Raw genomic sequence first — 12,941 nt, forward strand, 5'->3', positions numbered from 1 at the left:
GCGTCACCGTCACCACCGACGTACTGCGTCTGGTGCTGGACGGCGGCACCGTGCTGGACGCCGAGCTGCTGCAGTTCCCGCAGACCAAGGCGGACGGCAGCCCGCCGGTGCGCCTGCTGACCGAAGAGAGCACCCACCCGTACCGCGCGGTGAGTGGCTGGACCAGCCAGGACAAGGGCACCCCGGTGCCGGAAGCCAATGGCTTCACCCTGGTGGGCGACGACCGCGACTTCGTGCTGGGCAAGGGCCAGAAGGAACTGCAGATCCCGTTCGTGTGGAATGGCCCGAACGGCGTCAGCATCCGTCGTACTTACACGCTGGGTCGCAACGAATACGCGATCAAGGTGAAGGACGAAGTGGTCAACGGCAGCACCGCGCCGTGGAACGGCTACGTGTACCGCACCCTGGACCGCACCCCGACCATCCTGTCGCGCAGCATGACCAACCCGGACTCGTTCAGCTTCAACGGCGCGACCTGGTTCAGCCCGCAGGACGGTTATGAGCGTCGCGCGTTCAAGGATTACCTGGACGATGGCAACCTCAATCGCACCATCACCGGCGGCTGGCTGGCGATGCTGCAGCACCACTTCTTCACCGCGTGGATCCCGCAGGCCGACCAGGCCGCGAACTACGCGCTGTCCCAGCATGACGGTCGAGACCAGATCCAGGCCACCGGCCCGGCCTTCACCGTCGCCCCGGGCCAGCAGGCCAGCACCGAAGCTCGCCTGTGGGTCGGCCCGAAGCTGGTCAACCTGATCGCCAAGGAAGACGTGAAGGGTCTGGACCGCGTGGTCGATTACAGCCGCTTCTCGCTGATGGCGATCATCGGCCAGGGCCTGTTCTGGGTGTTGAACCAGGTCCACAAGGTCGTCAACAACTGGGGCTGGGCGATCGTTGGCCTGGTCGTGCTGCTGAAGCTGGTGCTGTATCCGCTGTCGGCGGTGCAGTACAAGAGTGGCGCCAAGATGCGTCGCTTCCAGCCTCGCATCGCGCAGTTGAAGGAACGCTACGGCGATGACCGCCAGAAGTTCCAGACCGCGATGATGGAGCTGTACAAGAAGGAAAAGATCAATCCGATGGGCGGCTGCCTGCCGATCCTCATCCAGATGCCGATCTTCTTCGCGCTGTACTGGGTGCTGGTGGAGTCGGTGGAACTGCGCCAGGCGCCGTGGCTGGGCTGGATCCAGGACCTGACCGCGCGTGACCCGTACTTCATCCTGCCGGTGATCAACGTGGCGGTGATGTGGGCCACGCAGAAGCTGACCCCGGCCCCGGGCATGGACCCGATGCAGGCCAAGATGATGCAGATGATGCCGCTGGTGTTCGGCGTCATGATGGCCTTCATGCCGTCCGGCCTGGTCCTGTACTGGGTGGTCAACGGTGGCCTGGGCCTGCTGCAGCAGTGGTGGATGACCAAGCGCCACGGCAGCGATCCGGTGCCGGCGACCACCGCCCCCATCAAAAAGAAGTAGAGCCGACCGTTGGTCGGCTGCAAAAACACGTAGCGCCGACCGTCGGTCGGCTGCCCCGGAAAACCCGCCACCCGGCGGGTTTTTCTTTGGCGGCGATACAATCGCCGCCACCGTTGCCCCGTTCCCCCGAGCCACTCCATGCCCGCTGCGTCGTCGCTGTTCCGCCTGTCCGTGCCCATGCTGGCGCTCACCCTGGCGCTGGCCGGGTGTGGGGACAAACCCGCGGCCACCGCCGACGGGGTCACCCAGCCCAGCGCGCAGGCCGCCGCCGCCGCCGACCCGGCGGCCGCACCGCTGCTCACCGCGCTGCAGAAGCTGCTCGACGGCCACCGCCGCATCATCGTGCTGCTGGCCGATGAGGCGCAGCAGTCGTCGGCTGACCGCGCCACCTCCAGCCGCATCGGCCAGCAGCTGTTCCATGATGGGCTGGCGCAGCGCGAGGCGATCGCCGCGCAGTTCGACACCCTGCTGCGCGATGCGAGCCCGCAACGCTTCGCCACCCTGGGCACGGTGCTGGACTACATCGAATCGGCGCCGGAGTTGTTCGACGCCGACCGCCTGGCCTTCCGCGAAGTCCTGCGCACCCTGCACGACCGCGTCGGTACCGATTCCTCGCTGCCGGCGGTGAAGCTGCACCAGCGCATCGGCGAAGACCTGGAGGCGCTGGACGAGATCGAGCGCAACTACAACCAGGAAATCACCCGCATCTTCAGCCGCTTCGACCGCACCCGCGCCATCGCGCTCAAGCGCGAGAAGTGGGAGGACTACATCGCCCACCTGCACAAGCAGTACAGCCGCGAGGCGATCCTGCGCGATTACGGGGTGATCGAGCCGTACCCGATGTCGATGAAGGACAGCGACCGCGAGATCTTCGGCCGCGACCTGCCCCCCAAGACCGTGGTGCTGAGCTTCGACGATGGCCCGCACAAGGCCTATACCGACGAGGTGGTGGCCATCCTCAAGCGCTACGACGTACCGGGTGTGTTCTTCGAAGTGGGCCGCAACCTGGGCACGGTGCAGGCCGACGGCAAGGTCACGCTGGGGCCGCTGGCCAGGATCAGCCGCGACCTGATGGAGCAGGGCTACGCGGTGGGCAACCACAGCCTCACCCACGCCCAGCTCTCGCGCACCACCGGCGATGCCCTGCGCGAACAGGTGTTGTCCACCGATACGCTGCTCAAGGATGTGGACGGCAAGCGCGCTCCGCTGTTCCGCTTCCCGTATGGCGCGCGCAATGCCGAGGGCCTGCAGCTGCTCAACGAAGCCGGGCTGAAGTCGATCATGTGGAACATCGATTCGATGGACTGGGCCGACCCGGTACCCGAGTCGATCGTGCAGCGCGTGGTCGAACAGGTGCAGAAGGAACAGCGCGGGATCATCCTGTTCCACGATATCCACGATCGCGCGGTGAAGGCGTTGCCGCAGATCCTGGATCGGCTGATCGCCGACGGCTACCAGTTCGCCGGCTGGAATGGCCGCGACTTCAGCGTTGGCCGTGCGCGCAAGGCGGCTGCCGCCGACACCACGGTCACCAGTGGCTACGAGAAATCCTGGGCCATCGTGGTCGGCATCGACGACTACGCCAAGTGGCCCAAGCTGGAATACGCCAGCCATGATGCGCAGGCCATCGCCGACACCCTGACCGGGCAGTTCGGCTTTCCGTCCTCGCAGGTGATCGTGCTGAAGAACCAGCAGGCCACCCGCAACAACATCCTGGCCGCCTTCCACGACCGGCTGGCCGACGACCGCACCGGCAGGAACGACCGCGTGTTCGTGTTCTTCGCCGGCCACGGCGCAACCCGTCGGCTGGCCTCGGGCCGCGACCTGGGCTACATCATTCCGGTGGATTCGGATCCCAACGAGTTCGCCACCGATGCCATCGCGATGACCGACATCCAGAACATCGCCGAAAGCATGCAGGCCAAGCACGTGATGTTCGTGATGGATGCCTGCTACAGCGGCCTCGGGTTGACCCGCGGGGGGGGATCGTCGTCGGCATTCCTGCGCGAGAACGCCCGCCGCAGCGCGCGGCAGATGCTCACCGCCGGTGGCGCCGACCAGCAGGTGGCCGACAGCGGCCCGAACGGGCATTCGGTGTTCACCTGGGTGCTGCTGCAGGCGCTGGCGGGCAAGGGCGACCTCAATGGCGATGGCCTGATCACCGGCACCGAGCTGGCCGCCTACGTCGCCCCGGCGGTGTCGGCGGTATCGCGGCAGACCCCGGCGTTCGGCAGCCTGCCCGGCTCACAGGGCGGCGAGTTCGTGTTCCAGGTGCCTGACAGCCAGGAATACCTCAACGCCGACACGCACCAGCTCTCGGCCGATGCCATCGCGCTGAACAACAAGGTCGATGCGGCGCAGGATGCCCAGGGGGAAACCCAGGCGCCGGTCACCGTCCCCGACCTGCAGGGAGGCAAGCGCACGCTGGTGGTGCCGGTAGCGCTGCCCACTTCCGATCGCCAGCGCGCGCAGCAGGCCAACGACCGCGGCCTGCAGCTGTACCGCGAGAAGCGCTACGACGAAGCGGCCGCCCAGTTCACCGAAGCGCTGAAGCTGCGCCCGGACTTCGCCCAGGCTGCCAACAACCTCGGCTTCGTCTACTACCGCCAGCAGCGTTACGCCGAAGCCGCGCGCTGGCTGGAGAACACCTTGAAGATCGATCCCTCGCGCGCGGTGGCCCACCTCAACCTTGGCGATGCGTACTTCCATGCCGGCGACAAGGCCAAAGCGCGGCAGGCCTACACCACCTATCTGGCGCTGCAGCCGCAGGGCAGCGGCGCTGCCCAGGCCCGCGCGCAGCTGGAGAAGCTGTAAGCCATGAACGCCTCCGCCAACATCGACACCATCGTGGCCATCGCCAGCGCGCCCGGCGCCGGCGGCGTCGGCCTGCTGCGTCTGTCCGGTCCGCGTGCGGCGGCCATTGCCACCGCACTGGGCGCGCCGACGCTGCGCCCGCGCCATGCCCACTACGCGCGCCTGCGCGACGCACAGGGCGAGGTGATCGACGATGGCATCGTGCTGTGGTTCCCGGCGCCCCACAGTTTCACCGGCGAAGAAGTCGTCGAGCTGCAGGGCCACGGCAGCCCGGTACTGCTGCAACAACTGGTCGCGCGCTGTATCGCGCTCGGTGCGCGCCAGGCGCGGCCGGGTGAGTTCAGCGAACGGGCCTTCCTCAACGGCAAGCTCGACCTGGCCCAGGCCGAGGCGATCGCCGACCTGATCGCCGCCAGCGATACGCGCGCGGCACGCGCCGCCCGCCGCTCGCTGGACGGGGTGTTCTCGCGCCGGGTCGACGAGGCGGCGGAACAGCTTGTTCTGCTGCGCATCCACGTGGAGGCGGCGATCGACTTCGCCGACGAGCCGCTGGATACCCTCGGTGGCGATCAGGTCCGCGCCGGATTGGGCCAGGCGCTGCGCGCGCTGGTGCAGCTACGCGACGATGCCGAACGCGGCCGCCGCCTGCGCGATGGCCTGCACGCGGTGCTGGTGGGACCGCCCAACGCCGGCAAGAGCTCGCTGCTCAATGCACTGGCCGGCAGCGAACGGGCGATCGTCACCGACATCGCCGGCACCACCCGCGACACCCTGCGCGAAACCATCCGCATCGACGGGCTGGAACTGACCCTGGTCGATACCGCCGGCCTGCGCGAAGGCGGCGATGCGATCGAGCGCGAGGGCATGCGCCGCGCCCACGTAGAGATGCAGCGCACCGACCTTGCCATCATCGTGCTTGATGCCCGCGACCCGCAGGCCGGGCACGCGGCGGTGCGCGAGGCCATCGCCGAGGTGCCGCAGCAGCTGTGGATCCACAACAAGAGCGACCTGCTCGCCGCGCTCCCGGCTACCGGCGACCCCAACATCGTGCACGTCTCGGCCGCCACCGGCCTGGGCCTGGACCGCCTGCACACGCGCCTGCGCGAACTGGCCAGCGGCAGCGCCGGGGACAGCGTGGAAGGTGAATTCTCTGCCCGCGCCCGGCATGTGGAGGCCATCGTGCTGGCCATCGGCCACGCCGAGCGCGCCGAAGCCGAGCTGGTCCACGAGCATCTGGAACTGGCCGCCGAGGAACTGCGCCTGGCCCACGAGGCGCTGGGTGAGATCACCGGGCGGATGAGCGCCGATGATCTGCTGGGGCGGATATTCTCGAGCTTCTGTATCGGCAAGTAGGGGCGGCTTTCTTCCCCCTGTCACACCGCACCACCACAATGCGCCGGTCCTTTCCACGCCCCGCCGCGTTGGCGCGGGGCGCATCACACAGGGGTTTGCAGTGTCGAAGTCGTCGTGGGGTTGTGTGTTGCTGTTGTCGCTGGCCGTGGCACCATGGGTGGCCATGAGCGCTGAATCCACGTCCCCCGCAACGCCCAAGGCGGCGGTGTATGGCCATCGCGGTGCCAGTGCGCTGTTGCCCGAGCACACCTTGGCCAGCTACGCGCAGGCCATCGCCGACGGCGCCGATTACATCGAACCGGACCTGGTGATGACCAAGGACGGGGTGCTGGTGTCGCGCCACGAGAATGAGATCGGGGGCACCACCGACGTGGCCGCGCATCCGGAGTTCGCCAGCCGCAAGACGGTCAAGACCATCGACGGCGAGCGCATGGAAGGCTGGTTCACCGAAGACTTCACCGTGGCCGAGCTGAAGACCCTGTACGCCCGCGAGCGTCTGCCGCAGCTTCGCAGCACGGCCTTCGATGGACAGTTCCGCATCGCCACGCTGGACGAGATCATCGCGTTCCTGGTGCAGCAGGCCGGGCGCGCCAACCGCGGCATCGGGCTGGTGCCCGAGATCAAGCACGGCACCTACTTCAAGGGCATCGGCCTGCCGATGGAGGACAAGGTGTTGGCCGCGCTGCAGGGCAACGCGTACACGCGGGTGGCACCGGTGACGATCCAGTCCTTCGAGGTCACCAACCTGCGTTACCTGCGCAGCAAGCTCGGTGCTGACAGCAACATCCGCCTGTTGCAGCTGCTCGGCGACCCGAAGCAGCAGCCGGGCGACGTGCTGGCGGCCAAGGGCAGCCAGCGCTATGCCGACATGATCACCCCCACTGGGCTGGCGCAGGTGGCCGGTTATGCCGATGGCATCGGCCCCAGCCTGCGCATGGTCATTCCGCTGGATGCGGCGGGGAAGCTGGGCACGCCCACCCCGCTGGTGCGCGATGCGCATGCGGCCGGGTTGATGGTCATCCCGTACACCTTCCGCCCGGAGAATTACTTCCAGGCCACCGAGTTCCGCAAGGGCGAGGCCAACGCACGCAATGCCGACGGCTCGGTCGCCGAGATGCGCGCCTACCTGGCCACCGGCATCGATGCGTTCTTCACCGACGACCCGGCACTGGGCCGGCGTGCGGTGGACGGGGATGCGGCGGCGACCGCAGGTAACTGACCGGCGACGATCGCTGCATCCGCAGGCGCGGATGGCGGGACGCCCTGCCGATCAGGACGTGCGTGACCTTGTTGCGATCGGCGACCACGGCTACCGTGGCCGCTGGACACGGAGGTCTGCATGTTGATCGGACATCGCTACGAACGCACGCCAGGCGGCGACCTGCACATCCATTCGCACAACCGCGTGCAGGCAGGCCTGGTGCTGTTCGTGGGCGCGGTCGCGTTGGCGGTACCCGGCGCGTTCGTGGTCGGGGCGCTGGTGAACGAACACTCGCCGTTGTCCCGCCTGGCCCCGTTGTCCTGGCTGCTGGTGGTGCTGGCGTTCCTGCTGCTGGTCGCGCTGGCGGTGGTCCTGCTGGTGTACACCGAGACCAGCGAAACGCTGACCCTGTCGCGCCGCGACGGCGTTGGCCAGCGCCATACCCGCACGCTGTCCGGGCGCTGCACGCTGGTGAATGCCGCCTTCGCCCTGCACGGGCTGTCCGCACTCCAACTGCGATGGCACGGCACCCTGCACCGCGGGACCACCCAGCTGTGGCTCGTGCGCCACGATGGCAGCGAGACCCTGTTGACGCCTGGCAATGTCGCCGTGCTGCCCGGCACGCGGCGCACCGACCGCTGGCTGGGCGTGTTGGCCGATTACCTGCAACTGCCGGTGCCCGTGGAGGTGCTGGACCCACCCCACGCGGCCCCGGCGCAGACGGTAGAGGAGGGCGCGGACAAGGCGCCATCCGCAGCTGACAAGGCCGGCGCTGGCGTCCGCCTCTTTTTCGGCCTGCTGGGCGCCTTCCTGGCGGTACTCGAACTCACGCAGCTGCTGTCGCTGGTGACCGCCCTGGCCACCGCGCGGATCCGGGTCGGCGGCTACCGCGTCAGCGCGCACACCTACTATTGGAGCGAGCAGCCGCTCGCGTACGCGTTCAACGTGCTGTTCGGGGTGGCGATGGTGGTCCTGGTGGGCATGTTCGCCATTGGCTGCCTGCGCCTGGCGCTGTTCGGCCGGATCAGATCCGCCACGTGAGCGCTACTCGCGCGGCTCCGACCGGTCACGCGGCCGGAACGGCAGCACCACGTAGTCCTGGCCTTCGCGCGGTTGCCACAGCACCGGCACGCGCTGCGGTGACGGCGGCTCCAGGTCGCTGTCGCGCTGCAGCTCCAGGTCTTCCTCGTCTTCTTCTTCCCAGCTGTAGCGCTTGCGCGGGGCCATCGGGTCGGACAGGCGGAACAGCAGCGCGCTGAGGATGCCGGCAAAGGCGCCGCCCATGTGCGACTGCCAGGACACGCCCGGCTCGTGCGGGAGGATGGTGATCAGCATGCTCCCGTAGAACAGGAAGGCGATCAGCCCGGCGGCGATGGCCGGACGGTCGCGGCGCAGCAGGCCGAGCACGAACACCAGGAACATCAGGCCGTGGGTGATGCCGCTTGCGCCCAGGTGGTGGCTGCCGATATCGCCGAGCAGCCAGGCACCAAGGCCCGAGCCGATCCACAGCAGCGGCAGCGCGCGCAGCGTGGCGTTGGGATAGACGCTGCCGGCCAGTGTGCCGAGGATCAGCAGGGCAGCCGCGTTGGCGCCCAGATGCTCGACCGAGCCATGCAGCAGCGGGGCACCGAGAATGCCGAGCAGGCCGGCCTTGTCCAGCGGCGACACGGCCCACGGCTGCCAGTTGAAATGACCTTGCGCGGTGAACACCGCCACCAGCACCAGCACGAACGCCAGGCTGGCGTTGAACGCCCGCATCACACGACCGTGGTCGTTGCGGGGGGAGACCGGCGGCTCGCCGGCGGGCAGGGGCAGGTTGTCGTTCATACCCTAAGGGATTGCGTCGCCCGGGCTGAACACAAGGGCAACGCGACGGGAGAGAGTGGTGGGGGGGCGTCGCCGGTCTTCGGCGGGTTCTTCAGGCTCAGCACCACGGTGGCGGCGATGATCACCGCGACCACGCCCAGCGAGATCGGGGTGGGAATCTTGAAGATGTCGATCAGCATCATCTTGATGCCGATGAAGGCCAGCACCAGGGCCAGGCCGTAGGGCAGCAGGTGGAAGCGATCGGCCATGCCGGCCAGCAAGAAGAACATCGCCCGCAGGCCCAGCACCGCGAACACGTTGGAGGTGAGCACGATGAACGGGTCGGTGGTGATGGCGAAGATCGCCGGGATGCTGTCCACCGCGAAGATCACGTCGGTGACCGCGATCAGGATCAGCACCACGAACAGCGGGGTGAACCAGCGCTTGCCGTCGCGCATGACGCTCATCGCGTTGCCGGCGTAGTCCGGGAGCAGGCGCAGGTGCTTGCGCATCCAGCGCAGCGCCGGGTTGGTCTCAAGATCCGGCTCGGTCCCGGCCGAGAACCACATCTTCCAGCCGGTGAACAGCAGGAACGCACCGAACACGTACAGCAGCCAATGGAACTTGGTCAGCAGCACGCTGCCGGCGAAGATCATGATCGTACGCAGCACGATCGCGCCCAGAATGCCGATGATCAGCACCTTCTGCCGTTGTTCTTCGGGTACCGCGAAGTAGCCCATGATCATCAGAAACACGAAGATGTTGTCTACCGCCAGGGCTTTCTCGACCAGGTAGCCGGTGAGGAACTCCAGCCCGACCTTGTTGGCCACCACCTGGCCGGCGGTTTCGTTGAGGTAGTACCAGAGGCCGCCGTTGAAGGCCAAGGCCAGCAGGACCCAGCCGATCGACCACCACAGGGCCTCCTTGAAGGTGACCTTGTGCGGTCCGCCGTGTCGCATCAATACGAGATCGACCAACAGCGCGATGACCACCACCGCGCCGAAGCCGCCCCACAACCATAAGTTACCGATCGTCTGCATGGGTTTGTCCGTTGGAAAAATGAATGCCTCAAGCCGGAGGGCGAGGATCTGCAACGGAGGATCGGGGGGATCCGGGGAGACAGAGCTTCGCCATACGGCGAAGGTCTCGCTCGCAGTCCCGATGGGTGGGACTGCCGTTGCACCGGAGCCTGCGGGCTCGAATTGACGGCGACAACGTCTGGGAGCTACTCCCCTTCTGAGGCCGATTCTGCGGGCTGCCGGGGCCGGCGTCAAATGCCCGCCGTTTACCTCCCCGCTCGACCGGAACGCCCCGGGGCCAGGGGGCGCCGACGCAGGCGCGGGGGTAGGGCGCGCGCATGGCGGGACCCGTGGTGCGCGCGCGCAGGCCGCGGTCCGGCAGCGCGTACCCGATGCCGCGTCATACAATATGCGGATGAATACCCCTGCCCCCGTAGTCCGCCTCAAGAACGCCTGGCGCTCCAGCCACCCGTGGATCTTCCAGAAACTGGTCGAGAAGCCTGTCGTCCGTCCCAAGCCCGGTGCCATCGTCGACGTCGTCGGCGTGGACGGGGAGTGGATCGGCCGTGGCTTCTACAACGGTCATTCGCGCATCGCCGTGCGCATCCTGGAAACCGATCAGGCCGTTCCGGTCGACGCCGGCTGGTTCTCGCGCAAGATCGCCCAGGCGGTCTCGCTGCGTCGCGAGGTACTCAAGCTGGACGAGGTGTCCAACGCCTGGCGCGTGGTGCACAGCGAGGGCGACGGCCTGTCCGGCCTGGTCGTGGACCGCTATGGCGATCTGGTGGTGGTGGAGTTCTTCGCCGCCGGCATGTTCCGCCACCGCGAATGGGTCTATGAGGCGCTGCGCGAGCAGTTCCCGGGCTGCCGTTTCCACAGCTTTGCCGACGAACACGTGCAGAAGCAGGAAAGCTTCGACTTCCACGGCAACACCACCACCGAAGCGTCGGTGATCAGCGAGTACGGGGTGAAGTTCCGCGCCGATCCTGCCGGTGCGCACAAGACCGGTTTCTTCGCCGATCAGCGCGAGAACCGCCAGTGGCTGAGCCAGCAGGTGGAAGGCAAGACCGTGCTGGACCTGTGCTGCAACACCGGCGGCTTTGCGGTGTACGCCGCGGTGCGCGGTGCTGCCGAAGTGGTCGGCATCGACATCGACGAGGACGTGATCGAGATTGCCAAGGGCAACTCGCGCCTCAACAACGTGCGCCCGAAGTTCATCCAGTCCGACATCTTCCCGTGGCTGCGCGATGCGTCCAACCGCGGCGAGCGCTACGACGTGGTCATCCTCGACCCGGCCAAGATGACGCGTGACCGCGACCAGGTGATCACCGCGCTGAAGAAGTACCTGGACATGAACAAGCTGGCCCTTGGCGTGGTCAAGCCCGGCGGCCTGCTGGCCACGTTCTCGTGCACCGGCCTGGTGGCCGAGGACCAGTTCCTGGACATGCTGCGCCGCGCCGCGTTCTACGCCGGCCGCACCATCCAGATCCTGAAGGTATCCGGCGCCGGCCCGGATCATCCGTTCATGGCCCACGTGCAGGAATCGCGCTACCTCAAGGCGGTGTTCTGCCGCGTGCTGGACTGACAGCACCGTGCGTGCCGACCGGCGGTCGGCACCTGGCGGGCTGTGTGCGTGCCGACCAACGGTCGGCACCTATCGGGCTTTGTGCGTGCCGACCAACGGTCGGCACCTACAGGGCTGTCTGCCGGCCGACCCAGCGATCGACACGCCTGACGGCGTGCCTGCCGACCGTCTACGGCGTTGGGAACGGGTAGAGCCGAGCCATGCTTGGCTGGCCACGCTCCACGCAGCAGCCGAGCATGGCTCGGCTCTACCGCGTGTCTTCCGACAGCGCTATCGTCCTACGCTTCCCATCACAGGTGAGGCGTCATGACGTTGCGCAGTCTGTCTTTGCTGGTCTCGCTGGCGTTGTGCACGCCGCTGGCCGCCCACGCCATCACGTTCTCCCCGCAGGAACTGGCCAGGGCCGCCACGCTGCAGCAGCGGCTGCTGACCCTGGACAGCCACTTGGATACGCCGGCCAACTTCCACCGCGACGGCTTCGACATCACCCAGCGCCACGACCACAACGCGTTGTCGCAGGTGGACTACCCGCGCATGGTCGAAGGTGCACTCGACGGCGGCTTCTGGGCGATCTACACCGACCAGGGCGACCGCAGCGCGCAGGCGCACCAGCACGACCGCGATGCCGGCCTGCTGCGGCTGATGGACATCCGGCAGATGCTCGCCGCGCACCCGGATACCTTCCAGCTGGCGCTGACCGCGGCCGATGCGGCGAAGATCAAGGCCGCCGGCAAGCGCGTGGTCTACATCAGCATGGAGAACGCCAGCCCGCTGGTGGATGATCCCTCGCTGCTCAGCTTCTACCATCTGGCCGGGTTGCGCCTGCTCAGCACGGTGCACTTCGCCAACAACGAGTTCGCCGATTCGGCCACCGACAAGCACGGTGCCGAGTGGAAGGGCCTGAGCCCGGCCGGCAAGGCACTGGTGGACGAAGCGGTGCGGCTGGGCATCGTCATCGACCAGTCGCATGCCGCCGATGCGGTGTTCGACGACCTGATCGAGCGCATGCCGGTGCCGTTTGTGCTCTCGCACAGCTCGGCCAAGGCGATCTACAACCACCCGCGCAATCTCGATGATGTGCGCCTGAAGCAGCTGGCCAGGGCCGGCGGGGTGATCCAGGTCAACGCCTATGGCGGCTACCTGATCGACACCGGCAAGACCGAGGCGCGGTCGCAGGCCGAGGAGGCGCTGATGCAGCAGCTCGGCGGCGACTACGACGGGATGACCATCGCCCAAGGCGTGGCGCTGAAAAAGGGGCTGGAAGACATCGACGCGCGTTATCCGCTGCGCAAGGCGACGCTGGACGACTTCTTCGCCCACTTCGAGCACATCCTGGAGGTGGTTGGCCCCGAACACGTGGGCATCGGCCTGGACTGGGACGGCGGCGGTGGCCTGGCCGACCTGCCCGACGTGAGCCAGTTGCCCAAGATCACCGCCTGGCTGCTGCGCAAGGGCTACAGCGAAAAGCAGATTGCCGGTATCTGGGGCGGCAACCTGCTGCGGGTGATGCAGCAGGCGCAGGATCACGCCGCCAAAATCGCCGCGGCCGCAAAACCCTGAACACCGGCGGCGCCCCCGGCGTTCGCCTCAAGCGGCAGTCGGTGGGTCGGGCGCTGGGTTCCCATGCCCTTTCCGGCGAATGTCCTCCGGCGTCGGCCTGCGGCCGCCCCCTCCCCCTTTATTTCGCCTCC

8 protein-coding genes and 1 pseudogene are annotated in these 12,941 nt (G+C 67.5%); 7 read left to right on the forward strand and 2 right to left on the reverse strand.

Features of this window, described 5'->3' with window-relative positions; all coding sequences use genetic code 11:
• The 5 genes from yidC to AC1DR7_RS19380 all read left to right on the forward strand — a co-directional run.
• Positions 1 to 1,472: membrane protein insertase YidC (yidC, locus tag AC1DR7_RS19360; RefSeq protein ID WP_478076630.1), on the forward strand; the 1,472-nt coding region annotated here is incomplete at its 5' end.
• A gap of 138 nt (positions 1,473 to 1,610) precedes the next feature.
• A complete protein-coding gene (locus AC1DR7_RS19365) occupies positions 1,611 to 4,286 on the forward strand; it encodes a polysaccharide deacetylase family protein (RefSeq protein ID WP_457318923.1) in 2,676 nt (891 codons plus the stop codon).
• Between the two features lie 3 nt (positions 4,287 to 4,289).
• A complete protein-coding gene (mnmE, locus tag AC1DR7_RS19370) occupies positions 4,290 to 5,639 on the forward strand; it encodes a tRNA uridine-5-carboxymethylaminomethyl(34) synthesis GTPase MnmE (protein ID WP_457318924.1) in 1,350 nt (449 codons plus the stop codon).
• Positions 5,640 to 5,802: 163 nt separating this feature from the next.
• Entirely contained in the window at positions 5,803 to 6,858 is a 1,056-nt protein-coding gene (locus tag AC1DR7_RS19375) for a glycerophosphodiester phosphodiesterase (RefSeq protein WP_457318925.1), read from the forward strand.
• Positions 6,859 to 6,978: 120 nt separating this feature from the next.
• On the forward strand, positions 6,979 to 7,881 hold the full coding sequence (locus AC1DR7_RS19380) for a hypothetical protein (RefSeq protein ID WP_457318926.1): 903 nt from the start codon (positions 6,979 to 6,981) through the stop codon (positions 7,879 to 7,881).
• Between the two features lie 3 nt (positions 7,882 to 7,884).
• Here AC1DR7_RS19380 and AC1DR7_RS19385 read toward each other — a convergent pair whose 3' ends face one another.
• A complete protein-coding gene (locus AC1DR7_RS19385) occupies positions 7,885 to 8,667 on the reverse strand; it encodes a rhomboid family intramembrane serine protease (protein ID WP_256776093.1) in 783 nt (260 codons plus the stop codon).
• 77 nt (positions 8,668 to 8,744) lie between these two features.
• A pseudogene (locus AC1DR7_RS19390) lies at positions 8,745 to 9,686 on the reverse strand (TerC family protein); the annotation flags it as partial.
• A 394-nt stretch (positions 9,687 to 10,080) separates the two neighbouring features.
• Here AC1DR7_RS19390 and AC1DR7_RS19395 point away from each other — a divergent pair.
• The gene (locus AC1DR7_RS19395) at positions 10,081 to 11,250 is read left to right on the forward strand and encodes a class I SAM-dependent rRNA methyltransferase (RefSeq protein ID WP_256776095.1); all 1,170 of its coding nucleotides are present in this window, start codon (positions 10,081 to 10,083) and stop codon (positions 11,248 to 11,250) included.
• 306 nt (positions 11,251 to 11,556) lie between these two features.
• Positions 11,557 to 12,810 carry a dipeptidase gene (locus AC1DR7_RS19400; protein ID WP_478051466.1) on the forward strand — a complete coding sequence of 418 codons (1,254 nt, stop codon included), beginning with the start codon at positions 11,557 to 11,559 and terminating at the stop codon, positions 12,808 to 12,810.
• Positions 12,811 to 12,941 lie beyond the last annotated feature (131 nt).

Source organism: Stenotrophomonas sp. P5_A9 (assembly GCF_056400525.1).